Source organism: Streptomyces sp. CA-210063 (assembly GCF_024612015.1).
In the GTDB taxonomy this organism is placed as follows: domain Bacteria; phylum Actinomycetota; class Actinomycetes; order Streptomycetales; family Streptomycetaceae; genus Streptomyces.
The window spans coordinates 5576798-5603021 of record NZ_CP102512.1; the positions used below are offsets into that span (position 1 = coordinate 5576798).

The window sequence follows — 26224 nt, forward strand, 5'->3', positions numbered from 1 at the left end:
TGTCAGCGGCCCCGCGCGGCGACCAGGCCGGACTCGTAGGCGAGGACCACGAGTTGGGCCCGGTCGCGGGCGTGGAGTTTGGTCATCGCCCGGTTGACGTGGGTCTTCGCGGTCATCGGGCTGATCACCATGCGGTCGGCGATCTGGTCGTTGGACAGGCCCCGCGCGACCAGGGCGACCGCTTCGCGTTCACGGCTGGTCAGCTCCTCCAGTGCCGTCCCGGGGGTGGGGAGGGGCTGGGTGACGTACCGGTGGATCAGCTTGCGGGTGATGGACGGGGCGAGCAGGGCGTCGCCGCGGGCGGCGACCCGGACGGCGTGCAGGAAATCCTCCGGCACGATGTCCTTGACCAGGAACCCGGCGGCGCCGGCACGCAGCGCTTCGAAGACGTACTCGTCCATGCCGTAGTTGGTCAGCATGACGACGTGCACGCCGGCCAGGGCCGGGTCCGCGGCGATGCGCCGGGTCGCCTCGATGCCGTCCATGACCGGCATCTGGATGTCGATGAGCGCGACGTCGGGCAGATGCTCCTCGACGAGCGCCAGACCCTCTGCGCCGTCAGCGGCTTCGGCCACCACCTCGATGTCGTCTTCGAGGCCGAGCAGCGCGCGGAAGCCGCTGCGGATGAGCGGCTGGTCGTCGACCAGCAGGACACGGATCATGAGGCTCGTTCCACGGGAAGTTCGGCCTGGACGGTGAAACCGTGCTCGGCGCGCGGCCGCGCGCGCAGCCGGCCCCCGAGGGCGGTGACGCGTTCGCGCATGCCGAGCAGCCCGAGGCCGGGGGCAGGGGTGTCATCGGGGGTGGCCTTGCCGTCGTCGTCCACCTGGACAGACAGCGTGTCGAATCGGTATTCGATCCGGACTGCCGCGGTGGTGGCACAGGCGTGCCGGGCGGTGTTGGTCAGCGCCTCCTGGACGATGCGGTAGGCGGTCCGGCCGACCGCGGCCGGCACGTCGTGCCGTTGCCCTTCGATCGTCAGCGTCGCGTCCAGGCCCATCGAACGGGCGCGCTCCACCAGTTCCGGTACGTGCTCGAGGCCCTGCGGCGGGGTCGTGTCGTCGTCGCGCAGGGCCTCCAGGGTCGCGCGCAGCTCCCGGGTCGCCTCCCGTCCGGCCGTCCGGATCGCCAGCAGCGTCTCGGGCACCCGCTCGCCGCGTCTGCGGGCCACGTGGACGGCGACCTCGGACTGCACCTTGATGATCGAGATCTGGTGGGTGAGGGAATCGTGCAGCTCCCGCGCGATGTGCAGCCGTTCCTCGTCGGCGCGGCGCCGCGCGGTCTCCTCCCGGGTGCGCTCGGCCTCGTCCGCCCGCCGCTCGGCCTGCCGCAGCGCCTCCCCGGCGGCGAAGGCGGCGATCAGCCAGGCGATCTCCAGTACGGTCCGGGCCTGTGCGAACGCCTCGCGCGTCGGCCCGTCGCGGAAGACCAGCGCCGTGAGAGGGAGGACGACGAGCAGGGACACGGACACCGCCACCGTCAGGGCACGGTGCCCGGCCCGCACGGCGCCGTACACCGCGACCAGGTACGAGACGGCGAGCACCTCGAAACCCGCCGCCTCGTACGCCACCGCGCACAGGCCGGTGACAGCCAGCACGGCAATCGGAGCCCTACGACGCGCGACCAGCGCCAGACCGCCCGCCGCCAGCAGCACGGAGCCGAACAGCGCGCGCTCCCCGGCCGGGTGCTGCCCGGACAACCCGGTTCCCAGCAGCAGTGCCGCCACGCTGACGGCGATCGCCCAGTCCATGGCACCGGCCGGGACACGAAAACGCCCTGTGTCCATGCGCGCACCCTAGCCGGGCGCCGCCGCGGGCGAGTCCCGCCCGCGGACGAGTGGCCGGCTACCGCACCCGCGGTAGTCGCACGGCGCCTGCCGTATCCGCGGCGTTGGGCTGCGGCGTCGGCGGCAGTCCGAAGTGACCGCGTTCGCCGGACGACCGGCAGGGCGGTCGACAGGCACGCTCAAGGCACAGGCACATCTCGGAGTATGCCAAGCATGAAGGAGGAGAGTGGCATGAGCGCGACAGATGCCTTGATGACGGCCGCCGAGGGCGGAGTCATCGGTGACGGACGGACAGGCGCCAACCTCGCCCTCGGGGTGGCGCTGATCGGCGTGGCCCTCGGCCGGCTGGCCCTGTCCCGCGTCGCCGGCCGCATCAGCACCGGCAGCGCGCGCACCGCCGCCAGGTCAGCCATGGCCGTGGGGCTGGTAGGCACGGCCCTCGCGGCGCTGCATCTGGCCACCTCCAGCGGTGGTCCCGGCACCGGCAACGGGATGGTGGGAGCCATCGGGGCCATCGCGTTGGGGCTGATCGCCACAGCCCTCGGCCGCCGCGCTCTCACCCGCTCCCGACACACCGAGCAAACCGCCGACCGCGTCGCACACGAGCGCGAGTTCGGTCCCGCCTGACAAGCACCGCCTCCCCTTCGTCGAGCCTCTTCAGACGACTGCGGAGGATACGAGAGACCCGGAGTGCCCGCCGGCCACGGGCCGGCGGGCACTCCGGGTCTTCGGGAGCGGCGGCGTCTCAGCGCCGGCATTCACCCGACCTGTTCGCACGGTCGTGCTTGTAGAACTTGAACATCGGCTGCCCGTTGCGGAGCACGTCGGACGTGCCGTCGTAGTAGTAGTTGCGGTCCACGATGTCTCGCTGGGTGCCGTTGATGCCCCACTTGTCGTGGCCCTTCTTCTGGGTCCCGTCGTACCAGTTGTACTCGTCGATCCAGAAGTGCGGGTTGACCCGCACCACGCGCTTGATGGGCGCCGCGGTGAGCCACGCGGTCCGGCCGGGCGGGACGTCCATGTTGACGGAACGGCCCCAGCCGACGGTCTTGCCGTAGGCCCACGAGTACGAGAACTCGGCACCGAGGCCGACCCCGAACAGTTTGCTGACGTTGGGGCTGACGCTGAGGCTGCCGTTCACCGTCTTCGTGGTGGTCGTCGTCGTGCTGTAGCTCTGGTCGACCCGCTCGCTGACGTTGCCGCCCTGCGAGCAGTTGGTCACCTGGTCGGAGTACGCCGTCTGCCTCCCCTCATACGTCCAGGAGGACGAGGCGGGGTAGAAGCAGTGGCCCTTGATCTCACGCCAGCCCGGGTTCATGGCGTAGCGGTTTCCCGCCTTGCTGCCGCCGATGTACCGCCAGACCGGCGTGTGCCCCACGCTTCCACGGCTTCTGTCGAGCAGCTGCTTGGTGTCGACGTTGTAGTACCAGAGGCTCTGTCCGCTCCGGTTGGAGCCGTTCTGGCACATGTTCGGGAGCAGCCAGTCGTGTACGCCGTTGACGTCCGTCGACGCGATGGCGGCCGGGGCGGAGGCGAGGGTCAGGCCGCTGATCGCCATGCCGAAGGCGGCGCCTGTCAGGAGGCACTTCTTGATGGTGGGCACGATTCTTACGTCCTTGCGCGTTGGATGCGGGACCACACGTGTGGGGCCGGGCGGTCGGTCGGTAGCCGTGAGGCCGGCTGCGAGCAGTCTTTTGTCGGCGCGAGTTGGTGCCCAACCCCGTCCAAGGGAGGAATCAACCCTTCCGAGACCCAGCGGCCCGGCCCGGCGCCCCGGCCTCAGTGGCCGCACACCTCGCGGTACGGCGCGTCGGGCACGTACGCGTGCCATTGGGCGGGTGTCAGGTCGGCGTCGCCGGTGCGGGCGCAGATCTGGGTGACGGCCCGGGCGGGGTCGATGGTGTGGCGCTGGAGTGGGACGTGGGTGCCGGCCGTGTGGATGGTGGTGCTGTCGGGGCTGAAGGCGAGGGAGGTGATGGCGTCGCCGGGGGTGGTCAGCGGGCCGCCGAGGGGCTGTTGGGTGGCGATGTCCCACAGCTGGAGCGTGCCGGCGTCACCGCCGACGGCCAGGGTGCGGCCGTCGGGACTGATGGCGAGGGCGCTGACTGCCTCGGCGGTGTCGCCGAGCGACGTGGGGAAGACGCTGGGCAGCGTGCCCGCGCGGTGTTTCAGGGTGCCGTCCCACAGAGTGACCCGCCCGGTCTGGTCGCCCGCCGCGAGCCGGGAGCCGTCGGGGGCGAAGGCGAGGGCGCCGATGTCGTCGCCCCGGACGAGGTCGTGGGCGCGCACCGTGCCGGAGGGCAGGCGCACCGTGCGGTCGGCGGTGACCAAGAGCTGCCCGTCGGGGCGGATGGTCAGCTCGGCGCCGGCCGCGTCCGGGTACACGGCGGTTCTCCGGTGCCGTGCGGTGTCCCACACTTCGTGGCTCAGCTCGCCGATGCCGGGTGTGCGCGTGGCGTACAGGGCGTGACCGCCGGGGCCCAGGGCGAGTGTGACGACCGCCCCGTCGGACGACGGCGTCGCCAGGTCCAGCGTGGTCCGCGCGTGGCCGCGGGCCATGTCCCAGAGCATGAACCGCTGCGGCGCGGTCAGGCGGCCGGGTGCGGAGACGCCGTAGGCGAAGGTGCCGCCCTCGGGGCTGAAGGCCAGCAGGGCCAGGGTGTCCTGCGCGACGACCGGCTGCTCGGGGTCGCGCGACACGGGCAGGGGTACCGGCGGCAGCGTCCGCAGCACGCGCCCGTCGCGGGTGTCGCGCAGCTGGAAGCGGTAGCCGGTGTCCCCGATGGGGGTCCCCCCGCTCGAGCGAAGCCGAGAGTGGGGGAGTTCGGCGGTGGCGAGCGTACGGCCGTCCGGGCTGAGCAGCGCGGCGTCCAGGGGGGCGTCGCGCCAAGCGGGGGTGACGGCGTTCGCGAGGTCCAGGGTGTGGACGGTGCCGCCTTCCAGGTAGCGCAGCAGCGGCCGGTCGGGGTCCCAGACGAGGCCGCCGTAGAGATGCTCGTTGTACAGAGGGTGGCGGAAGACCGGGGCGGGAGCGTCTGTCGTGGAGGAGGTGAGGCGCCACGCCCTGATCTCGCTTGCGTCGGCGGTTGCGAGGAAAGCCCCGTCCTCGCTGAAGGCGAGGCTGTGCACGCCCGGGTCCGCGAGGTCGGCGATCCGGCGTCCGGACGCGGCGTCCCAGACGTGGACGCCGCTGGGAGAAGCCAGGGCGAACCGGTCGGCGGCATCGCCCGGGCCGCCGAACGCCAGTATCGAGTGGTCGTCGTCGCAGAGGGCGCCCGCGTCCTCCCAGGCGCCGGGCAGGGTGCGGTGGCGGGCGGTGTCCCAGACCTGCGGTGCGCGGCCGGTGGGGCAGACGGCCAGCAGCCGGCCGTCGGTGCTCGGCGCGATGTTCGCGCGGCCGGTCACCCGGGTCTCGAACAGCGGTGTGCCGTCCGCGGTCGAGTGCAGCCGCACCCGGTCGTCGTACGGACTGCTCTCCGCGTAGCCGCGGCCGTCGGGGCCGAAGTCCACGATGGCGTCGGCCGGCAGTGCCGGGCCGGTCCACCGCCCGGCGGAGATGTCCCACAGCCGTACGTCGTCGTCGGCGGCGATCACGAGCAGCCGCCCGTCGGGACCGGCTCCGACGACGATTCCGTCCGGCAGCCGGCCCGAGGCGAGCGGGCGGCGTGTGGTCACGTCCCAGGTGCGCCAGGTGCCGTCGTCGGCGCTGAGCAGGGTGCGGCCGGAGCGGGTGAGGAGGCGGGTGGGGCCGCTGCCGGGCGTCGGGTCGGTGAAGATGTCCGTTTCGGGCTGGGCGAGGGCGCCGAGCAGGGCGCGGCGGGTCTCCGGCGACTCGGCGACGCGCCAGGCGGCGACGCCGAGCAACTGGGCGGTGCGCGGATCGGTGGTGCGCAGGGCGTCGGCGACTTCCGCGACGCGGCGGGCCGCCGCTTCGGTACGACGCCGCTGGTTGTCGTGGTGCTCCCCCCAGGCGGCCAGGCCGGCGACCAGGGCCACGGCCAGGACGGCCGAGAGCGTGACCAGCAGCGCCCGGGACCGCCGCGCTGAGCGGGCGGCGGCGCGGAGCTCCGCCTCGCGGGCGTCCAGCCCGGCGGTGAGGAAGTCCCGCTCGGTCGCGGTGAGCATGCCGTCGTCGTCCGCGAACAGTTCCTCCGCGCGCGCCAGCCGCGTGCCCCGGTACAGGGTGCCGGGGTCGCGGTCGTGCTCCAGCCAGGCGCGGGTGGCCTCGGCGAGGCGGCGGTGGTGGCGCAGCCGTTCGCGGTCCTCCTCGATCCAGCCGTGCAGCCGCGGCCAGCAGGTGATCAGCGCCTCGTGGGCGAGCTGGACGCCGTCCTCGTCGGCGGTCAGCAGCCGGGCGCGGGTCAACCGGTCCACGACCACCGGTACGTCGGGATCGGCCCACTCCTCCATGTCGGCCCGGGTGAGCGGGCGCCGGGTGTCGGGGGTGCCCTGGCCCGGCTCGACCATCCGCAGCAGCAGGTGCCGGGCGGTGCGGGCCCGCTCCGGTGACAGCTGCTCGAACACCTCCTCCGCGGTCGCCGCGATCGCGCCGCGCACCCCACCTGTCGCCTGGTACCCGGCAAGGCTGAGCACCCGGCCCCGGCGCCGCCGCCAGGTCTCCAGCAGGGCGTGCGAGAGCATCGGCAGGCCGCCGGGCTCGTCGAGCACCTCCTCGACGAGCCGCGCGGTCAGCTCCCGCTCGACCAGGAGCCCGGCCGCCTGTGCCGGCTTGACGACCGCCTCGCGCAGTTCGTCCGCCGTCATCGGGCCGACCAGCAGGGACGCCCGGCGCAGCGAGTCCGCCAGCCCCCGGTGCTCGGCGCAGCGGGCGTAGAAATCAGCGCGTACGGCGATCACCACCCGCACCCGGCTGCCCGGGTCCCGGGCGGCGAGCAGAAGGTCGATGAACCGGTCGCGCTCCTCCCGGTCCCGGCACAGGGTGAAGACCTCCTCGAACTGGTCCACCACCACCCAGCTGTCCGGCTCGCCCTCGGCCGGGGCCAGCAGATGGCCGTACGTGGTGGCGGGCCGTGGGCCCGGGGTGAGGATGCGCAGTACCGCCGGGCCGCCCTGGTCCGCGATCTTCTCCCGCATCCGGGGTATCAGCCCGGCCCGCAGCAGCGAGGACTTGCCGCTGCCTGACGCCCCGAACACGACCGCGAACCGGTGACCGCACACCAGCTCCCGCAACTCCTCCGCCAGCTGGTCCCGGCCGAAGAACAGGTCGCGGTCGTCCGGCTCGAAACGGGCCAGCCCCCGGTACGGCGGCGTCGCGTCCTCGGCGTCCTGCCGCGCTTCCCCCGCGACCTCGGCCTCGGCCTCCTTCCAGCGCGGCTCCCACTCGCCGGGGTCGCCCCCGCAGGCGCGCACGTACCCCTGGAGCACAGCGAGCGACGGCAGCCGGGTCCCGGCCGCGGCCTTGGACAACGTCGCCGCGGAGAACCCCGCGGTGTCGGCCATGGTCCGGTACGACGGGCTGCCCGCGGCCCGGCGCAGCTGCCGCAGCTCATGGGCGAGGCGCTGCGCCGGGCCCGCCCCGGGATCCAGCGGCCTCTCGGGACGCGCCACCGGCTCACCCACTTCCGTACAGGTTCCGCAGAGCGGTGAAAGGCTCGTGAAAGTGATTCGTAAGGCCGCTAAACATATTTCTTCAGCCGCTCGGGAGTCACCGGTTTCCGCCGAGATGTGGCGTTGATGACAGCCGCGGAACCGGCCCGCGAATCAATCCGGCGGCGCCGCGCGGGATTGATTTCCCTGATGAGAGGGGGGTGAGCAACAACGTGGGCGCTGTCAGCCTCGGCCACATCAGCCCGGACCTCGGACTCCCGGGCCTCCCGGAGTCCCTGGATCCCCGGCACACCGAGTACCTGGAGAACAGCGCATGCCCCCTACCGACATCACGGCGCTCCCCGAACAGGGGGCACCTCAGCCACCGCCGTCACCGCCCCGTCGCCGCGCCCGCGAGGCCACCGTGGCATCGATCGTGACCACGGTCGTGCTGTCGATCTTCGCCACCCTGCTCGGCCCGCTGGGCGTCCTGCAGAGCGCGAGCGCGTCCGCGCCGGAGAAGGCCAGCATCGCCCGCTGGAAGGTCGCCGACAGGCAGAGTTACAAGGTGTTCATCGAGGCTGTCAGCAGGGCGGTGAACGTTGAGCGGGACCCCTCGGTTCCGGGCAGCTCACGGCAGATCATGCACACCAGCGGCAGCGCGGACACCAGTGGCTCCGACTACCTCCACATGGACGACTACATCAACGTCGATGTCGAGGATCAGCACAGCGAGCGGTTCGTGACACTGCGGCTGCGCAGCTCCGACCTGTACCTCATGGGCTGGTGGGCCGGCGCTCGCGGTCAGGAGCAGTACCACTACGTGGACGACCAGCCCATGCCGCCGGTCCGCGGCGACGGCGACGACAACGGCCGCCAGCCGGTGCGAGCGCCGTTCGGGGGCAGCTACATCCGGCTTGAGCGGATGGTCGGTGAACGGAACGACCGCACCCACAGGGACTACAGCCAGGGCACGTTCAACAGCGCGGTGCTCACGCTGATCCACGCCGGCGAGAACGCCAGTGGGCGGGAGGCCCGGGATCAGGCCGGCGCCTTCCTGACGATGGCCCAGGCCGTCTCGGAGGCGGCCCGCTTCCGGCCCATGGCCAACTTCATCGCCGCCTCCCAGGTCCCGCACGCCCACAACCAGCTCGACGGCCGCTACGCGTCGATGCAGAACCGGTGGCGCGAGTTCAGCGACGACGTCAACACCATGGAGGGCAACCAGCAGAGCGTCCCACCGGAGCAGGCCCGGTCACAGTGGATCTGGCAGTACATGCCCGACACGAAGACGTTCGAGTGGAACCTCGTCTACTTCACCAGCCCGAGCGTGTACACGAGCCTGCTCTTCACCGTCCTCGGGCCCATGAGCAAGATGCCGCCCAGGAGAAAGCTGGACCAGGAGAACACGCTGGTCGTCGCCCCCGACGGCTCCGGTGACTACAGGACCGTGCAGGCCGCGATCGACGCCGTTCCCGCGAACGCGACCAAGCAGCAGGTCGTCCGCATCAACAAGGGCTCCTACCACGAGGTCATCAGCGTCCCGAAGAACAAGCCTCACCTGATGATCCAGGGCGCTACCGGCAACCCCTCCGACGTCGTCATCTGGAACAGCAGGGCCCACGGGATGCGCAAGCGCGACGGCACCCCGTACGGCACCGAGGGCAGCGCCGTGGCCTCCTTCCAGGGGAACGACCTGACCGTCTCGGGCATCTCGATCGTCAACACGTTCGACCCCAAGGCCCACCGGGAGATCGGCCCGTACGAGACCCAGGCCGTCGCGGTCGCCGCCAAGGGCGACCGGCAGGTGTTCGTCAACGACCGGATCATCAGCACCCAGGACACCCTGCTCGTCAAGGCGCCGAAGTCCACGGACCAGGCCCGGCAGTACTTCATCAGCTGCTTCATCAGGGGCACGGTCGACTTCATCTTCGGCAACGCCACCGCGGTGATCGACCGGTCCGACATCCAGATGCTCAGCTGGCCCGGCGGCACGGTCCTGGCGCCGAACACCGACTACCGCAAGAAGTACGGCATCCTCATCACCGACAGCGACATCGTCTCCGACGGCAAGTCGCCGCTGCGTTCGATGTACCTCGGGCGGCCGTGGCGCAACACGCCGGACGCCTGGCCCCAGGCGGTGGTCCGCAACTCCGTGGTGTACCCCCAGGTCAATGACACGCAGCCGTGGACCGACATGGTCCCCGACTACAAGTGGCAGTGGGCCCGCTTCAAGGAGTACCGGAACTCCGGCCTCGGAGCCGGCGCCGGAGCGAACGCGCCGAAGCTGACCGACGCCGAGGCCGCCGACTACACCGCCGAGAAGTACCTGGCGGGCACCGACGGATGGAACCCCGTCTGGCCGGGCAAGAAGTGACCGCACGTGAGGTGACAGGCCCACCATCCACCGGCGGCACCCTCGCCCCCGCGGCGAGGTGAACCACGACGGGGCCGGGACAGCACGACTGTCCCGGCCCCACCGCTGGGCTGGACATGGCTGATCGCGGTACGTGCCCAGGTTCCCAGCTTCTGCTCACGCCTTGCGCCGCCAGGCGCTGAGCAGCTCCTCGGGGCCGTACGCCGCCTGAAGCCCGGTACAGCCGGCACCGTTGCGGGAGACCGCCACCCGTACTGCTCAAGCAGTCCGCAGCCTGGGCGGTCACAACCATCGCGACCCGCACAGGTGCCGCGCACGCGACCCGCTCCAGCCGTGGAAGTGCGAAACCAGCGAGCTTTAAAGGGGCGGTGCGTGTCGCACGGCAGCACGATCCCGCCCCGTCCGCCGGGAGTCGCGGGGCGTGCGCCTGCCTGTTCAGGCGGCTGCGGAGGATACGAGATTCGAACTCGTGAGGGGTTGCCCCCCAACACGCTTTCCAAATGTTCGTCTGTGTGTTCAACGGTGGCCGGGGGTGTCCTGACCTGCAGTGCAGCCGGGGATGGTGAGGCTTCCGAACGGTGCTGTACGGCGGTGAATGCAACCAGAACTGCAACCACGGTATAGCGCATCCTGCCTGGTCAGAAGCCCAGATCCTCATCCGCCGGATTCACCGTCCGATCGTGCAAACGTCACCAGCCGAGATCCTTGTACTCGTCCGCGGGCACGCCGATGTCCGGCACGGTCCCCGCCCCGTCGCCTGTCACGCGCGCAGGTCGTGGGCCACCATGGCCGCCTGGACGCGGTTGGTGACGCCCAGCTCGGTGAGGATGCGGCTGACGTACGCCTTCACCGTGGACTCGCGGAGGCCGAGCAGGGCGCCGATGTCGGCGTTGGTGAGGCCGTCGGCGAGGGCGTCCAGGACTTGGCGGTCGCGTGGGGTGAGCCGCGCGGCGGCCGTGCGGGCGGCACGGGTGCGGGAGGCGTCGGGCCGGTGGAAGCGGTTGATGACGGTGCGGGTGACGGCGGGGGAGAGCATGCCGCCGCCGTCGGCGACGACACGTATCGCGCGCAGGATGTCGTCCGGGGGCGTGTCCTTGAGTAGAAAGCCCGCGGCGCCCGCCTCCAGCGCCCCGTAGACGTACTCGTCCAGGTCGAAGGTGGTGAGGACGGCCACCGACGGCGGGTGCGGCAGCGCACGCAGCGCGCTGGTCGCGGCGATGCCGTCCATGACGGGCATACGGATGTCGACCAGCGCGACATCCGTACGGTGCCGCCGCGCCTGGTCCACGGCCTCGCGCCCGTCCGCGGCTTCGCCGACCAGCTCCAGGCCGTCGTCGGTCGCCACCAGGTCGGAGAGTCCCGCTCTGACGAACGGGTCGTCGTCGACGACCAGGACCCGGATCACTCCCACTGCGTTCACTGTGCTGCCGCTCCCGCTTTGGTCTCCTGGGCGTCCGGTTCAGGCGTGCGCGAGGTCACGGGGAGCACGGCGTGCAGGAGGAAGCGGTCCGCCCCGGCGAAGCCCGCTGCGAACTCGCCGTTCAGGGCGGCCACACGCTCGGCGACCCCCACCAACCCGTAGCCGTGCGGAGCCGCCTCCTCCGTCCCAAAACCTTCCGGGACGACCGGGCAGGCGTTCTCGGCCCGTACCTCCACCCGCGTGCGTTCGACGGCGACGGTGAGGTCCACCGGCTTCCCCGGGGCGTGCTTACGGGCATTGGTGAGCGCTTCCTGGACGATCCGGTGCACGGCGAACCGCACCGTCGCCGGAAGCGCGGCCAAGTCGCTGGTGTCGGCGCGGGTGCCGCGTACCCGGGTACCCGCGGTCTCGGCCTGCGCGATCAGCGCGGGGATGTCGTCGGCGGTGGGGGCCAGCGGCACCGGCCCCTCCTGGTCGCGCAGCGCGCCCAGCACCGAGCGCAGGTCGTCCAGTGCGCGGGCGCTGGTATCGCGGAGCAGGCCGAGCCGCTCCTGTACGGGTTCGGACACCTCCGCACCGCGCCGCTGGAGCACTCCGCAGTGCAGCACGAGCAGGCTGAGGCGGTGGGCGAGCACGTCGTGCATTTCACGGGCGATACGGGCGCGTTCGGCCAGCCGTACCCGGTCGTCACGCAGCCGGTTCGCCGCTGCCAGGTCGTCGAGACGGCGGGCGAGGAGCCGGTTGATGTCCCGCTGGTTGCGGGAGGCCAGGCCGAAGGCGAGCGGAATGAGCAGGGAGGAACACGGCATGAAGGTGAGCAGCGGCATGTTCAGGAGCTCCCGCACCGGCCCGAAGAGGACGGGCAGGACGGCCACACCGGTCAGGGCGAGCGCGAGGGTCGGTGGTCGCCGCACGGTCAGGTTGTAGAGCGCGACCAGGGCCGGCCACATCTGGCTCTCCAGCAGGAACCCGGCCGTGGCGACGACCGTGACCGCCACCGGCAGTCTGCGGCACAGCAGCAGTGAGGCGCACAGCACGACAGCGACGGCCAGGCCGGCCCCCCGGCCGGCGATGATCCCGGCATCGACGGTCAGCGCCTCGCGCACCGACTTGTACGACACCAACGCGAAGCCGGCGGCCAGCAGCAGCCGCAGCTGGCCGCCGCTCAGTTCCCGGCCGTTCCACCGCCAACCGCGCCCTCGCGGCTTTGTGATCGCGCTCATCACCGTGGTTGCCATTCGCACATCGTAGGGACCGTGGCCCGTGCGCACAGTCGACGAAAGTCGGTGTTCACGCACTGCACCACCACCGTTCGTAGGTCACGGCCGACCTCCTTTCCGCGGGTGCACGGGAGCATGAGTCGGCGGAGAGTGCTCGGCAGTCGGCACCACACGAGCACTGGGAGGGCGACCATGAAGCGCAGGACCGTCTTGGGGGGTACGACCGCAGCAGCCGCGGGGCTCGCGTTCGGGGCAGGCGGCGCCAAGGCTGCCCCGAACGCCCCGGACAAGGGCGGGGCGTACGCGGGGAAGACGGTCCTGATCACCGGGGCGACCTCGGGTATCGGGCGAGCTGCGGCCGTCGCCTTCGCCGGGGAAGGCGCCAAGGTCGGCTTCTGCGGACGCCGGGAGCGATTGGGCAGGCAGGTGGAACGGGAGATCCGCGAAGCAGGCGGAGAAGCGACGTACATCAAGGCCGATGTGCGCCGCCCGGGCGAGGTGAAGTCCTTTGTGGACCGGGTGGTCGAGACGTACGACGGGCTGGACGTCGCCCTCAACAACGCCGGCATCCAGAAGCCCTTCACGGACCTGCATGAGGTCACGGTCGAGGAGTGGGACGACGTCGCCGTCACCAACACGCGCGGGGTCTTCCTGGCCCTCAAGTTCGAGATTCCGCACATGCGCAGGCTCGGCGGCGGCGTCATCCTGGTGACCGGCTCCACGAACCAGTGGGCCACCCGTGCCGGTCTGGGTTCCTACACCGCGGCCAAGAACGGCCTGACGGGTCTGGTCCAGGCCGCCGCCCTGGAGAACGGCGAGCACGGCATTCGCGTGGTCGCCCTGTCGCCCGGGATGACCGACACCCCGATGCTGGATGTGCACCGGCCGGACGGGGTGTCCGACGAGCAGTGGGCCCAGCTGAAAGCCCAGTTCGCGCAGCAGGGCGTCCCCGCATTCCACCGCATGGCCAAGCCCGAGGAAATGGCGACCGCCGCTCTCGCCCTCGCCTCGTCGGGCTTCAGCTTCCAGACCGGTTCCTGCGTCGCGGTCGACGGCGGTCAGCTCGCCGCGCTGTGATGTCAGCGCATCGGCGTGTCAGCGCCCGGCAAGGCGAGGCGCGGGTTCGAACACACCAACGGGCTCCGGGTGAAGCGAAGATCGTCTACTCCCGTAGCTGGGCCTCCCAGCCTTGTCAGGCGCCACGGTCCGCAGCCCTCTGGCGGAGATGACCCGCCCCGGGCAGTCCTCGCAGCCTCCCCCGTAGCAGCAGAGATCCCCAGCGAAGTCGATCCAGCAGGCGGTTCCGGGCGTACACCACTAAGCGTGATCGGAATAGCCGCAATGTCCGATATAAATGCAGCCAAAACTGCAACCACCCACACTGAAGTGCGGGACCGCGATTCGCGGTCCCGCACTTCGTTTTGCCTGGTCAGGCGGCTGCGGAGGATACGAGATTCGAACTCGTGAGGGGTTGCCCCCAACACGCTTTCCAACTGTGTTGGTGGGGCGGTGGTGTGTGTGCGGGGGCGTTCACCTGTGTTCATGGACGGTTGGCCATCGGCGCTGGCGCGGCTCTGGGTCTCGCCTGAACGGTGGTGAACGGGGCTGAACGAGACGGAAACTGAGACGGCCGGGCAGGCTATGAGGGCTTGCAGACTCTGGAGCTCAGGCCTGTGTCTGACTGCGTTCATCGTGGCTGGATGCCAGAGGGACGAACGGGAGCTCGGGGATGCCAAGTTCTTGGCGCATGGCCGCTGCTGCGGCCTGGGCGGCCTTGTAGTACGTGTGCTGTGCGGTCTGGAAGGTTCCGTCAGTGACGTGCGCGCCGTCTGCGAGAAGGTCACGTAGCGTACGGACGGTGCGGAACGCGTCGACGCCCAACTCCACTACACGTGGCGGAGCGAGCATTGTTAGGCCGAAGCGCTGCTCGAACAGACCAGACTCGGAGAATGCCGCGCGGACTGCACGCCTGCGTTCTTCCGGCATGTCGTAGGTTGCCTCGGCGGCAAAACGCATGCCTTCGGTCGCGCGGGCCAAGTGGGCGAGGTAGGTCACGAAGGTCTCGCGCAGAACGGTCTGTGCGTCGGCCTGTTGGGCGCGTTTCCAGCGGTCCCGGTCCACGACGAACGTTGCGACGATGCCGGCAAGCGCACCGGCTATGGCACTCAGAGGTGCAGTCCAGTCCATGAGAGGCACTGTATTGACTCCACGAGGGGTGTCTGCCGACAGCAAGAACGGCACCTGCCGGGACGCTCTCAGCTTGGGAAGCTGCGATCATTCGAGGCTGAATCGGGGCGCTGACCTGCGTTGATGGCTGACCTGCACTCTCGCAGGTGCTGTCGGCTTTCACCGTGGTTCCCTCCCCGCTCGATCTGGTGCGGTAGTGGTGCGGAGCTGCGGCCTCCAGGAGGTGATCAGCTGACCACATTCCCTTCCCGGACCTCCTCCCTCGCCCGGGATGCCCGGCTGCTAGCGTCCGGCACCATGTGGGCTCACGAGATAGTGGCCGGTCGACCGGCGTGGCGGCACACCCCTTCCGGAGTGGTCTTCCGGGCTGTCCCCGGTGGGACGTTCCTGATGGGTCTGTCCGACGCGGAACTGGACGCGGTTCGTGCCATTGAGCGGTCCGACGGCGCCGATGACGACCTCGAAGCGTTCTTCGCCGGTGCTGTCCATGCCCGGCCGGTACGAGAAGTGCGGGTTGAGCCGTTCTTGATCGCCCGCCATCCGCTGACGGTGGCGCAAGCGCGGCACTGGCTGCCCGAGTACGAGGACAGCTTCGCCGACTCGGATGCAAGCACGGCCCGCTTCGAGGACGACTTGGACGACCTGCTCGGGGCGTTGCCCTTCCGGCTGCCCAGCGAGGCGGAGTGGGAGTACGCGGCCCGGGCAGGGACGACCACTCTGACCTTCCGAGGGGACGGAAAGCCGGACGAGGACCATGTGCTGGACGACTTTGCCGACGAGGAGCGCACAGCCGCGGCTGAGAACGCCTTCGGCTTGGCGGCGATGGGGTCGGCGAACGAGGTCTGCGCCGATGTGTGGATCCCGCATTTCACGGACGCGCCGGCGGACGCACGTGCCCGTACCGGCGACGGACCGCGGGTGGTGCGAGGAGGTGGCGGCGACCTATCTCCGTGGCAGGGCTGCGACGAGTGGCTGCTGTTGCTCTCCGCCACCCGCGACGAGTCTCAGGACTTCACTGCGGTCCGCCCGGTCGCACTCCTGCCAACCAGTTAGCGGCAAGATCTGGATGTCAGAAGGGGGGGGGCCACCTCAGAAATTTTCGGAGGTGGCCCCCCTTCTGGACTGGTGCCCCCGGCAGGATTCGAACCTGCGACACCCGCTTTAGGAGTTCGATCTGAGCCCGGCGTGGTGGGGACTCGCCTCGCGCACTGGCGCCGTGCATGGCCGCTGGTTGTCGCCGCCGTCCGTGCTCGTTGATGTCAACGTTGGATGTCAGCGGAACAGCCCTGGGGCCGGGCAGACCTCCAATGGTTCATCCGGCCGGTCTGCCCAGCTCCACCAGATATGCCGATCGGCACACCGCCACAGCGACCGGCAGGTCCGCCGGCCGTCGTCCTCCCGTTCGGTGAGCAGCAGGCCACCAGACTTCATGGGCTGGCTGCATGCAGGACAGGTCGGGGCCTCGTTGATCACGCGGCGCACCATAACGGAGCGACCTCTTCGTCCCGAAGCAACTTGGGCGGGCACTCGTCCTTGTGCTGGTGCATCTCTCACCTGCGCTGATGGTCCGCTGCCGTCCGCGCTCGTCCGCCGTTGTTTGCTGGCGTTGTCACGCAGTTAGACACTCACCCTTGGTGTTCCTCCGGTACGGGAAACACCGGTGCGTTCGCGCTGATCGCTGCCCTACGATCAGTCTGCCTGCGTCGGCCGGCTCGCTGTACACCCGCACCATCGGCCCCTTGTGGAGGGGGCCAGCCCGTTCGAGCCGGGCTAGGTGGGCTGACATCTGCTGAGTGGTGCGGTGCGCGGTTCGTCTGTGCCGCAGCCGACGAAGCCAGCCACGATGGCGGGTACGCCAACCGATCAGGCGCGCGTGTGCCTCGATGCACCCCCGATCTGGTGCGCTAGAACTCCGTTGCCATCCGGTACCGCCTTGGGCTCGCTGTCCAGACGTCGCAGGATGGGCCATCGCCCCTCCGCGTCTGGCTACTTTCGGGCATCCTGGTCTCTTTCTGCACCTGCTACCTGGAGCCGCCATGCCTCCCCAAGCCATTAACGACAAGCTCACCGAGAACAACGGTATCTCGGCCTTTAACATGAAATGGATCAAGAATGAGTTCGACTCAACCTGGGAGCGCCTGAGCGAGTCACGGCGCCGCGAGCTGCAGGAGTGGCTGCAGTCCCAAGACATCGGATACCTGTGTCCCGGAGCCCACGACGGCCATGACCGGGGATCATGCCCGCTGCCCGCGGTGGAGACATCTGATGTCCTGCTGTATCAGAAAAAGTCGGCCATCGGGGCAATCATCCGGCTGACCACTTTTGAAGCACCGCTCAGCTCTCAGCCGGGGGCAGCCGGCGGCATTCTGTCTATTATGGCGGGCATTTTGGAGAGCTCGTTGAAGGGCGCCTTCGAGAATGGTCGCGACATACTCGGCGAGGGCTCGTCTGAGCAGCAGCGAGCATGAGCGTGGGTGCCCATTGGTGCGCAGCGGTACCGTGCTGGTCCCCAATGGGCCAGAGGAAACGGCTCCGGAGGCCGCTTGGGAGCAGGGCAACGCGGCAGGTCACGGCCTTGCACCTAGCTGATCAGGCGGGACGAGTCCACGGATAGTCCACAATCCCCGTCTCGTCGTGAACCGCCATTGCCTGGCCCAAGCTCTTGCTTGGTACTGGCTGCTTGTCCCGAACTCGACTACTCGGCCGCGCCTTGCTGTATCCGCTGCTGGGCCCTTTCGTAGAACCTGCTCGCCATCGGTGTGTCGGTAGAGGTGATTCGTACGTAGTCGGCGCTCAGCTCTCGGGTTCTGACTTCGAGGACCGCCAGGTCGGATGCCTCGGTCATGAGGCTGATCTCGGTGTCTGCCCTAGAAGCACCACCGGCGCCCCGCAATCAAGCGGGACGATGGCGGGCACCTCGGCACTACACCGGCTCGTAACGACGTCCTCGACGGCATCCGATCCGTGTCGACCGCCCTCGACTTCGGGCTGATGCGTATCCACCGCCCATGCACCGGGCTGCTCGACGAGCTACCGGGCTACGCATGGGACCCCGCAGCATCCGACCGCGACGAGGACCAGCCGATCAAGCGTGACGACCACAGCGCCGACGCGCTGCGCTACGTCGTGCACTCCAATGCGCACGAGTGACGCCACCGGCTCACCACATCCACCGATGCCGGGGAACCGGGATAGTCCGCCCCGTCCGGGCCCTCCACAAGAGCACGGAGCAGTGGACCCAGCCGAACAGGGAGATCAGCCCAAACAGAATACCCAAGGCGCCAACGAGCGCAGCCGAGGGGAACGCGCGCAGATACCCCAGCGCCACGGCCAGACCCTCAACCAACAGCAACCACAAGTTCCAACGTCGCTTCCTGTGAATGACCCTGACGTAGTCTTCAAACCTGCGCTGCTCTGCCGCCTCTTTGGCGGTCCCTTCATCGAGGATGCGCCGCTGACGTTCGCTCCAACGTCGTTGCGTCTCCACTGCCTCCGGGTCCACCGGCGCAGCGGGCGAAGTGAACACAACGTCGCCGTGAATAGCACCGGACTGCACGACGTGGCCCCCGACGCTTCCACTCAACTCGTTGCGTATGGACGGCTGTTCGCTCATGAGGCGGAAGATACGCGCTTGACTCACAAGATCACCATCGAAGCGGCCGATGCCAATGCCCGCGAGCACACTTGGTGACCGCCCCCTTCGCCTTCCCGGAGAGCGGCGTACCGTGGCCGTCGCCGGCGTGGGCCCCGTACTGCCGCCAGGCTCAGGTCTGACCGAAAGGTGTCCCGAAGCTCAGCGAGCCCACGTTGCCAGCCTGAATCACTGGGCCGTGCTGTACGCCCCCACTGATCGTGTTATGGACATCCGCGACCTGTTGATCACCCTTTGGGGGCGCCAAGTCATCAATCATTGACCGCAGTTCGGCAGCTGCGGCCGGATTTGCCAGCAAAGTGCGCCGCAATCGTGTACGCCACTCCGCCTGGACATCCAAGGCGGTCTGTTCGTCGCTGGCCTCCATTGCCGCCGTCAGTTCTCCGCGCGAGGTCTCCAGCTCCCCCTCGATCACGTCTTCCTCACCACCACCGCGACGCGAGAAGAACGACACCATCCGGTCACGAGCTTGTGCCCAGGAGTCCACCGCCATCTGCTGAACCAATGTCGTAGCGCCTGCGGCAGCAAGTGCCACCAACTCCGCTTCCATCGAACCACCTTTGCAGCATCTGAGGCCGCCACCGTACCCCCTGACACTCGACGACCACAGCGTCGACGCCCTGTGCTACGCCGTCCATGCCACTGCACACGATTGGCGCCACCTGCTCGCCCATCAGCTATGCAGGATTGGCCTCTCGTACTTTCCTGGTTTCGTCCCAGAACCTCGGCAACCGTTCGTACAACCCCTCTCGAAAGCGCTCGTGGTTCGACCGTCCAGCCTGCTGGAGATCAAAACCTGCAGCGCGTACCAGCTCGATGAGTGGCTCGCCGGTGTGCCGGACGGGCCGACGCCGCAAACGCAGTGGTACCTCGCTGTGACCGGGTACGAGCAGGCGAACGTCGCTGCACTGCTCGGCGGGAACCGGCTGGTTGTGCACCGTGTCGACCCGCGTTCGTGGCACATCCGGCTCGACGACAACCCGAGCCTCTCCGCGGCCTACATCGACGCGCTGCGGGCCGAGTGCGTCGGACTCTGGCGCCGCCGGATGATCGAGGGCACCTGGGTGATCGCCGAGGGCGCGGTCTACGATATGTTCGACGAGCAGCGGCACGTCGTTGACGAACTGCCGCCGATGCGCCGGTACTGGGTCGCCATCGACTACGGAACCGCGAACCAGTTCTCGGCGATCCTGTACGGCCTCGGCGCCAACGACCGGCTGTACGCGGTCAACGAGTGGCGCCCCAACTCGTGAGCCGCACACCGACAGATGACCGACGCGCAGTTCAGCCGCGCCGTGAGCGCATGGCTCGACGAGCAGCAGGTCGTTCCCGAGTGGACGTTTATTGACCCGTCCGCGACGAGCTTTTCCACTCAATTGTGGACAGACAGGCATCCCGTCGTCGCCCTTGCGAACAACGAGGTGCTCAACGGCATCCGCAGCGTGTCGACCGCGCTCGGTTCGGGGCTGTTGCGCGTACATCGATCATGCCGGGGACTCCTCGACGAGCTGCCCGGTTACGCCTGGCCAGAAGAGACCACAGCACGCGGCGAGGACAAGCCGATCAAGTGCCACGACCGCTCCTGCGACGGGCTGCGGTACGTGATCCACTCGACTGCGCACGTGTGGCGCCAAGTGTCAGACGTATTGAAGGACAACGGTTGATCAGCTGCTCAATCCGGGACTCAGCGGTAGCGTCGAAGAGCCAACCAGTGCTTCGCCAGGAATCCGAAACCGATCACCACGTCGAACCACCCAATCGACGCCCACATCACTCGCGTGCTGTCGCCCCCGGATCCGTGACCACCGACAACCAGGAACAGGCCGAAAAGGATCCATACGACAGACCCGTAGATTCCACGACGTGCCTTCTTGAGGAATCTCTGTCTTTGAAACTGAGACTGGGCGTAGCGTGCTGCACGTTCTGCATCTTCGGCGTCCAGGATTCGTTTCGTGCGTGCCGACCAGCGAGCACGTAACTCTGCCTCCTCTGGGCTCGGCGTAGCAGGCAGGATCACATTGCCGTTGATGGATCCAGCCTGGACCACGGGCCCGTTCACATGGCCGCTCACGCCGTTACTTACGTTGTTGGTGACGTCCCGTCCCTCTCCCATGTTCCAGAAGGTACGGGAGGGCGCCACCACTCTCAATCGACTCATGTTGATCCATGCCTGGCTCGCTTGGTACGCGGAGAAGACCCCGGGCGGGTTGTTGTTCGTGGGCGAGCGGGGCAAGCCTTTCCGTCGTTCGACCTTCGGCCGGGAGTGGCGCAAGGCCCGTAGCGTGGTCGGACTGCCGGCCGATGTCCGGTTCTACGATCTTCGTCACACCGGACACACCCTGACCACCCGATTGGGCGCGACGCTCAAGGACACGGTGGTGCGTGTCGGCCAGTCCACGGATAGGGCCGCGCGCATCTATCAGCACTCGGACTCCGAGCGCCAACGTGAGGTCGCTTCCGGGCTCGACTCCCTGATGCAGGCTGAACGGCGGAAGGCTGCGGCCAAGGCCGATGAACAGGCATCGGGCACGGAGCGGGCACGAGACACCTAGACAGGTCTAGACAACAAACAGGCCCAAGTCGCTGACTTGGGCTTTCATTGTGAAGCGGGTGACGAGAATCGAACTCGCGCTCTGAGCTTGGGAAGCTGCGATCATTCGCGGCCCGTTCAGGCACTGAGCTGGGCTGATGTCCAGGACCAGGTCTCATTGCCCTTGGCCGCATTCACCGTCGTTCCCCGTTGTTCCCCGCTCTATCTGGTGCGCTTGTGGTGCGGTGGCCGCGTCCTCGCTTGATGCCGCCGACTCGTCGGCTTCTCCGTACATGCTGACCCGGAGGCGTTCCTGGGCAGCCTCGAGCCGCTGGGTGTAGTCGGGCATGAAGACCTCGGCCAGCGTCCCGTCCAGCGTGCCTGAGATCGTGTGGATCGGTGACCAGACGGCTCGGTCGCGAATGATCCCCTCAAGGTCGTCGGACCGGAACATCACTTGGTACAGCCAGTCCGACAGCACGAACGCTTGATCGTGCGTGAGCCTGATGGTGATCGCGTCATCGTCCACGGCCTCAACCTAGCTGCCTTCACTCGTGGTGTCGGGGCCCAGGTGTCCACGGCGACCGCCACGCTTTCCAACTGTGTTGGTGGGGTCGTGGGGTGTGTACGGGGGCGTTCACCTGCGTTCATGAGCGGCCGGCTGTCGACGCGGGGACGGCTGAGGGTCTCGCCTGAACGGCCGTGAACGGGGCTGAATGAGACGGAAACTGAGACGGCCGCCTGTGGTCCTAGAGCTGACCTCGCCACCATGGCACGTTCAGGCTGTCAGCCGGGATGACCTTGGCCCTTGCCAGAATCTTCCCGTCGAGGGCCCAAACGAGGGCGCGCAACTCACGCGCGCTCTTCCTGGGCAGTGCGTGAAGCACGGCTTCGAGGTGCTCGCGGAAGCTGGCGCCGTAACACCCGCACTCAGGGATGCCGCAATCGGGACCTGTGAGTGGGTCTACAAGTTGTCTGAGGGGGCCATGGGCATAGGCCTGCCAGTGCCAGAACGCTTCTTCTGTGGCTTCGGGCCAGAAGCGGGTCCGCTCTAGCCGACGCAGGTCAGCTGTGCAAGATCCTGAAAGGCGATCAATGAACGGGTACCGTCGCCGCCTCCAGGGGCGGATAGCGAGGTCGCCCCGCAGGGCTGACGGGCGCCTACGCGGCATTGCCCCTTCGGTTGTCGGTCATGGGGGCAAGCTACAGAACCACGCGTCAGGTGGCCACTGCGTATCCGGAGGCCGAAGCCCTGAGCCTGGGAAGCTTGGGTGCTTAAGGGGCTGGAAGCATGCTGACCTGCGGTGTGACGGTGTCGACGCCTGACGTCCACGGCTTGCAAGCCCCGGTGTTCCCCGTGGCTTCCCGCACGACCTGGCACGGTGCTGGCACGTCTGCCGGGGTGCTGAATGACTCCGCACCCACCCTTCGTCTTCATGCGTCGGCCGTTGTCGGTGCGGTCCCGTAGCTTGAGGCCATGGTTGGTACAGGCGAGAACTTCCCTCACCTCGGCGAGCCGTCGGCGGTGGGCCATCCCGCTGCGGGCGTCCAGCCTTACTACGCGCAGCGTGCCGCATTGCTGGGGCAGAGGTACGGGAGCGTCACCTTCGAGGAAGTGCATGGCGGGGTGTTGGATCTGCTTCCGCCGGCGCCGGCGAAGGTGCTGGACGTAGGTGCTGGCACTGGGCGGGACGCCGTGGCACTCGCACGGCGCGGTTACCAGGTGGTGGCAGCGGAGCCGGTCCGTGAGCTTCGGGAGGTCGCGCAGAGCCTCAACCCGTGCGAGGACGTCCGTTGGGTCAAGGACTCGCTGCCCGCACTGTCCCACCTGCAAGGGCCTTTTGAGCTGGTGCTGCTGTCGGCTGTGTGGATGCACCTGGCGCCGGCCGAGCGTGGGCAGGCGATGGAGCGGCTGATCACGCTGCTGGCTCCGGCGGGGCTGCTGGTCGTCTCGCTTCGGCGCGGAGTCCCGCCGACAGACCGGGTGATGTTCGATGTGCCCGCGGAGGAGGTCGTGCGGGACGGGGAGCGAGCGACGCTGCGGTTGGTGCGACTGGTAGAAGAGGGCGCGGACCGGCTCGGCCGTGCCGATGTGTGGTGGCAGACGGTTGTCCTGCGCAAGGGGGCCGCGTGAGCGGGCGCGAGTTCTACGCCCAGGATTCCTCGGCGCGCGCGTCGTGGCGGTTGGCAGTGCTGATGGGGGCCAACTCGCGCACCTACAAATTCGCCCTCGGCCAAGCGCTTTTGGAGTTCGGGCGGACCGGGCGAGAGGAAATCTCCATTGCCGAGCTCGCCGCTGCCTACAGCCTGGGCCTGGTGCAGCATTTGGCCCAGGACCCGCAGGCGCCGCCGACGGTGGAGCTGGGCGAGAAAGACTTCCTCACCGTCGTTGAGCAGGAGAGAGCCGTGACGCTGGAGGCCGGTCGGCCCACCGAGCGTCTGCTGGCGGCCGCAGTGCGTTCCATGCCGATGATGGTGATGCAGAAGTTCCACAATCTCCGCGGTGAAACCGCGGTGCCCCACACCTTCTACGAGCTGGCAGGGACGGGACGGCAGCGAATCGTGCGCCTGACTCCTGACCTGCTGCGACTGGCGCAGTCGGAGCAAGCATCAAGCCTGGCCGCGGAGCTGGGTGCACGCTGGAGCGTCGTGGAGAGCTCCTTCGCTGCCGGCGTCGGGCGCAGCCTCGTCGAGGAGGGCGTCACGGTCGACTGGGACACCCTTAAGATCACCGACAAACGCCGACGCCGCTCGGTGACCGGCATCGTTGACGCCACGGTCGGTTTTCAACACGGCCGCTGCCTGATCTGTGGCGATGTTCTGACCCCGGACGATGCCATAGCCGTCGACCATGTCTTCCCGTTCTCCCTGATGCGTCGCTTCGACAGCGTCGGCTCCTGGCACGGTCCAGATCTGGACGCCCTGTGGAACCTTGCCCCCGCACATGCCACCTGCAACGGAGCCAAAAGCGACCGACTACCCACCCCGGCCGAACTCGCCCGCCTCGCGGCCCGGAATGACGCAATCATGCAGTCCCCCCATCCCCTGCGCCGCACACTGCAACTCAGCCTGAAACACGCCCTGCCCCGCCAGAAGACGCCCTCGTGGACCGAGTTCCTGGGAGCGGTTCAGACAGCAGTCTGACTCCCGACCCAGGAGTCCTGGGCCAATCACGGACGGCGCGCATGGCTTCCAAGTGATCGCGACGGATGAGCACCGCTTCAGGAGTTCTATTTACGCTCGCTCCTGGGGCCTCCGTCGGCTGATCAGGCGGTCGTCCAAGGCTGCTGTCGTATGCCGCCGTCCGGCCTCGTTGATGTCAGCGTTGGAAGTCTGCACAGCTCCGGAGCTGTGCAGACTTCCAACGGTTCCTCTGGCCGATCCGTCCACCGCCACCAGGTGTGCCGGCCAGCACCCCGCCACAAAGATCGGCAGACCCTCCGGCCGTCGTCTCGCCTGGACAGGACGAGACTGCCGGACTCCAAGGGTTGTCTGCACTCAGGACAAGCCGGGGCGTCGTCGGCCATGCGACGCCCCTTAGCGGCGCAACCCCTCTGTCCCGAACTCTCGGCTGGGTGGCTATTGAGGTCTGGTGGGCTGGCCAGCCGGCTGTCTCCGGTTGTTGGCAGTCAGCTGAGGCCATGATGGTTGCTGTACTGCAACGGCTCCGGAAAGCACGCTCACTGAGACCCTGCCGATGATTTCGACCTGCGAAGAAGCCACGCAAGGGGCGCGGGCTTCTCTGATCATCACGCCCCTCACACGAAGGGGCTTCCATCGCCCGGGTGTCAGCTGTGCCGAGCGGCAGACTCAGTCTCCGCCCCACCAACCCAGCCACCACTCCAAGGCTCGCTTGCCGGCCGTAGAGCAGAGCCCGCCGAGGGTTGCGAGAAGCAGTTGCTTCCCTACTGTCCGACGTCCCGTCTCATGGCGCTCACTCGGGCGCTGTCCTGTCACCTGTCCTCCAGTTGGTTGGCCAGCTCGCAGCGCGGCGTGGGGAAGCCCGTTCCTTGGAGGGCCCCGCGACTGCATCTCCATTGAGCGGCGACGCGCGGAGTGGCTGGCAACTCGGTGACAGCTTCAAGACAAGATTGGTCGTTCGCGCAGTTCAGAGCCTTTGACTCATCTAGCGTATTGGACACCTGCTGACACTTACAGACACTTACAGACGGGGTACGACGCATGTCCACCAGAGGTGCTCGGGGGGTCTCCCTGCCCGGAACGGACCAAGTGTCTCCAGGTCCAAGACGCGACGTGCTCATTGAGCTACACAAGCTCTACCGCCTAGCTGACACCCCGGGCGTCCGCAGCATAAGTACCGAGGTCCACAAGCGAGACGATCTCAGTGCGACTATGAACAGAGATTTGGTCTCACAGATCCTCTCTGGGCGGCGGTGGCCTACGGTCAAGCAATTGGACAGCCTAGTTCGCGTTTTGGCCAGTCAGGCGATTAACAGTCCCGGAGAGGATGCCGAGAGTTCGCGGTTCATTGCTCTCTGGACTGCGGCAGAGGAACCATTTGTGGAGGCGGTCACTGAAACCTACTCGAGAGATCCCATAGGCCGAGCCTTTGAGGAAGCTAGCGCTTCGGGTGATGTAACTCCCGTCGTGGAGCTGGCCGAAAAGCGGCCTCCAGAATCCATCGTCGAGATTTTGAACAAACTGAAGGAGCGGGCTTGGGTTAATTTCGCCAAGGGACTGCTGGAAGGGCTAGCTGAACGCTTAGAACCCTCTCGTGTTCCAGCTTTGGCTTCCCTTCTTCCGGATTTTTCAGACGACGGATGGTTTCCGGCAGAGGGTGGAATCTTCGTGGGCGCATTCGCCAGAGTGCGACCCATCTTCGACGTCTGCCAACTTGCTGACCTGATGATGCGAGCTGGTGCCGCAAGTTATGCAGCTACCTTGGTCAGGGTCGTTCGGGATGAAAGGCCCCTTGCGGAAACAGCCGAGCTCTTCGTCTCGCTACACAAAGGCGGCCACGGCTGGAAGGTGGGAAACACTTGGAATTCTGACAATGTTTGGCCTGATTCTCCGAACACTGTTCTGCTGATGATCCAAGAATTCCTCTCGCTTGATTGTCCCGAGGGTGTTCCCATCCTTGTCGCTCGTTACGGAAGTGGCCACTCAAGTAAGCATCGATGGGATCTCTACCAGCTGCTGGGTGAGAAAGCGATGTGGGAGGTTCGAGAGGGAATGATCCAGTCGCTGGTTGAGATAGTCGCTGATCGTGAGGTGGCCGAATTTGTGTCAATTGCAGCTTCGGCTGGTGATGAGGAACTCGCCTCTAGAGTGATTCGAGGTCTCGTATCCTTCCGCGGCTGGGGTAGGGCATCGCACTTCATTCAGTTTCTCCCTCCAGAGCTCGAAGCGATCGCAACCGAAAGTCGGAAACATGGGAAGGAAGGTCCGTGAAGCGCCTACCAGGGCACGCTGCTATAGGCGCCTCTTGCATTGAGTGCCCCCGTCAGGATTCGAACCTGCACACACGGCTCCGGAGGGCCCGCA

The 26224-nt window shown here is 68.0% G+C and carries 22 protein-coding genes and 1 pseudogene; 12 read left to right on the forward strand and 11 right to left on the reverse strand.

Going from position 1 to position 26224, the window contains the following annotated elements:
• Positions 1-2: 2 nt before the first annotated feature.
• Both JIX56_RS24270 and JIX56_RS24275 read right to left on the reverse strand, forming a co-directional pair.
• Entirely contained in the window at positions 3-662 is a 660-nt protein-coding gene (locus JIX56_RS24270; protein ID WP_257543512.1) for a response regulator, read from the reverse strand.
• Positions 659-1786 (reverse strand): sensor histidine kinase, encoded by a 1128-nt coding sequence (locus JIX56_RS24275; protein WP_257543514.1) that lies wholly within the window; start codon positions 1784-1786, stop codon positions 659-661. Before JIX56_RS24275 ends, JIX56_RS24270 begins: the two co-directional genes overlap by 4 nt.
• Positions 1787-2017: 231 nt before the next feature.
• On the opposite strand from JIX56_RS24275, the gene JIX56_RS24280 reads away from it, so the two are divergent.
• Positions 2018-2413 carry a DUF6223 family protein gene (locus JIX56_RS24280; RefSeq protein ID WP_257543516.1) on the forward strand — a complete coding sequence of 132 codons (396 nt, stop codon included), beginning with the start codon at positions 2018-2020 and terminating at the stop codon, positions 2411-2413.
• 118 nt (positions 2414-2531) lie between these two features.
• On the opposite strand, the gene JIX56_RS24285 is transcribed toward JIX56_RS24280, so the two are convergent.
• The gene (locus tag JIX56_RS24285; RefSeq protein ID WP_257543518.1) at positions 2532-3389 is read right to left on the reverse strand and encodes a hypothetical protein; all 858 of its coding nucleotides are present in this window, start codon (positions 3387-3389) and stop codon (positions 2532-2534) included.
• Positions 3390-3565: 176 nt separating this feature from the next.
• Complete coding sequence (locus JIX56_RS24290; RefSeq protein ID WP_257543520.1) at positions 3566-7354, reverse strand: nSTAND1 domain-containing NTPase; 3789 nt, start codon at positions 7352-7354, stop codon at positions 3566-3568.
• A 313-nt stretch (positions 7355-7667) separates the two neighbouring features.
• Between JIX56_RS24290 and JIX56_RS24295 the strand changes: the two genes are divergently transcribed.
• Positions 7668-9710 carry a pectinesterase family protein gene (locus JIX56_RS24295; protein WP_257543522.1) on the forward strand — a complete coding sequence of 681 codons (2043 nt, stop codon included), beginning with the start codon at positions 7668-7670 and terminating at the stop codon, positions 9708-9710.
• 760 nt (positions 9711-10470) lie between these two features.
• Here the strand turns inward: JIX56_RS24295 and JIX56_RS24300 are convergent.
• The gene (locus JIX56_RS24300; RefSeq protein WP_257551081.1) at positions 10471-11115 is read right to left on the reverse strand and encodes a response regulator; all 645 of its coding nucleotides are present in this window, start codon (positions 11113-11115) and stop codon (positions 10471-10473) included.
• Positions 11116-11126: 11 nt separating this feature from the next.
• Positions 11127-12368 carry a sensor histidine kinase gene (locus JIX56_RS24305; protein WP_257543524.1) on the reverse strand — a complete coding sequence of 414 codons (1242 nt, stop codon included), beginning with the start codon at positions 12366-12368 and terminating at the stop codon, positions 11127-11129.
• Between the two features lie 174 nt (positions 12369-12542).
• Between JIX56_RS24305 and JIX56_RS24310 the strand changes: the two genes are divergently transcribed.
• Positions 12543-13427, forward strand: a complete 885-nt coding sequence (locus tag JIX56_RS24310; protein WP_257543526.1) for an SDR family NAD(P)-dependent oxidoreductase — start codon at positions 12543-12545, stop codon at positions 13425-13427.
• Positions 13428-14015: 588 nt separating this feature from the next.
• On the opposite strand, the gene JIX56_RS24315 is transcribed toward JIX56_RS24310, so the two are convergent.
• Positions 14016-14537: a hypothetical protein gene (locus tag JIX56_RS24315; RefSeq protein ID WP_257543528.1), complete on the reverse strand. Its 522-nt coding sequence runs from the start codon at positions 14535-14537 to the stop codon at positions 14016-14018.
• A gap of 297 nt (positions 14538-14834) precedes the next feature.
• Here JIX56_RS24315 and JIX56_RS24320 point away from each other — a divergent pair, with 297 nt between their 5' ends.
• From JIX56_RS24320 to JIX56_RS24330, 3 genes are all read left to right on the forward strand, one after another.
• Complete coding sequence (locus JIX56_RS24320) at positions 14835-15590, forward strand: formylglycine-generating enzyme family protein (RefSeq protein WP_257543530.1); 756 nt, start codon at positions 14835-14837, stop codon at positions 15588-15590.
• A gap of 983 nt (positions 15591-16573) precedes the next feature.
• Positions 16574-17005, forward strand: coding sequence for a hypothetical protein (locus tag JIX56_RS24325; protein ID WP_257543532.1), 432 nt, complete (start codon positions 16574-16576; stop codon positions 17003-17005).
• A gap of 523 nt (positions 17006-17528) precedes the next feature.
• Entirely contained in the window at positions 17529-17687 is a 159-nt protein-coding gene (locus tag JIX56_RS24330) for a hypothetical protein (protein WP_257543534.1), read from the forward strand.
• A 10-nt stretch (positions 17688-17697) separates the two neighbouring features.
• Here the strand turns inward: JIX56_RS24330 and JIX56_RS24335 are convergent, their stop codons facing one another.
• Positions 17698-18150: a hypothetical protein gene (locus JIX56_RS24335; RefSeq protein WP_257543536.1), complete on the reverse strand. Its 453-nt coding sequence runs from the start codon at positions 18148-18150 to the stop codon at positions 17698-17700.
• Positions 18151-18301: 151 nt separating this feature from the next.
• Positions 18302-18739, reverse strand: coding sequence for a hypothetical protein (locus JIX56_RS24340; protein WP_257543538.1), 438 nt, complete (start codon positions 18737-18739; stop codon positions 18302-18304).
• Between the two features lie 211 nt (positions 18740-18950).
• Between JIX56_RS24340 and JIX56_RS24345 the strand changes: the two genes are divergently transcribed.
• A complete protein-coding gene (locus JIX56_RS24345; RefSeq protein WP_257543540.1) occupies positions 18951-19442 on the forward strand; it encodes a hypothetical protein in 492 nt (163 codons plus the stop codon).
• A 15-nt stretch (positions 19443-19457) separates the two neighbouring features.
• Positions 19458-19853, forward strand: coding sequence for a hypothetical protein (locus JIX56_RS24350; RefSeq protein WP_257543542.1), 396 nt, complete (start codon positions 19458-19460; stop codon positions 19851-19853).
• A 20-nt stretch (positions 19854-19873) separates the two neighbouring features.
• On the opposite strand, the gene JIX56_RS24355 is transcribed toward JIX56_RS24350, so the two are convergent.
• Positions 19874-20302: a hypothetical protein gene (locus JIX56_RS24355; protein WP_257543544.1), complete on the reverse strand. Its 429-nt coding sequence runs from the start codon at positions 20300-20302 to the stop codon at positions 19874-19876.
• Positions 20303-20363: 61 nt separating this feature from the next.
• Here JIX56_RS24355 and JIX56_RS24360 point away from each other — a divergent pair.
• Positions 20364-20741: pseudogene (locus JIX56_RS24360) on the forward strand (tyrosine-type recombinase/integrase); the annotation flags it as partial.
• 153 nt (positions 20742-20894) lie between these two features.
• Here JIX56_RS24360 and JIX56_RS24365 read toward each other — a convergent pair.
• Complete coding sequence (locus JIX56_RS24365; RefSeq protein WP_257543545.1) at positions 20895-21248, reverse strand: hypothetical protein; 354 nt, start codon at positions 21246-21248, stop codon at positions 20895-20897.
• 948 nt (positions 21249-22196) lie between these two features.
• Here JIX56_RS24365 and JIX56_RS24370 point away from each other — a divergent pair.
• The 3 genes from JIX56_RS24370 to JIX56_RS24380 all read left to right on the forward strand — a co-directional run bounded on the left by JIX56_RS24370 (position 22197) and on the right by JIX56_RS24380 (position 26131).
• Complete coding sequence (locus JIX56_RS24370) at positions 22197-22853, forward strand: class I SAM-dependent methyltransferase (RefSeq protein WP_257543547.1); 657 nt, start codon at positions 22197-22199, stop codon at positions 22851-22853.
• Complete coding sequence (locus JIX56_RS24375; protein ID WP_257543549.1) at positions 22850-23863, forward strand: HNH endonuclease domain-containing protein; 1014 nt, start codon at positions 22850-22852, stop codon at positions 23861-23863. Before JIX56_RS24370 ends, JIX56_RS24375 begins: the two co-directional genes overlap by 4 nt.
• Positions 23864-25132: 1269 nt before the next feature.
• A complete protein-coding gene (locus JIX56_RS24380) occupies positions 25133-26131 on the forward strand; it encodes a hypothetical protein (RefSeq protein WP_257543551.1) in 999 nt (332 codons plus the stop codon).
• The last annotated feature ends 93 nt before the right edge of the window (positions 26132-26224 follow it).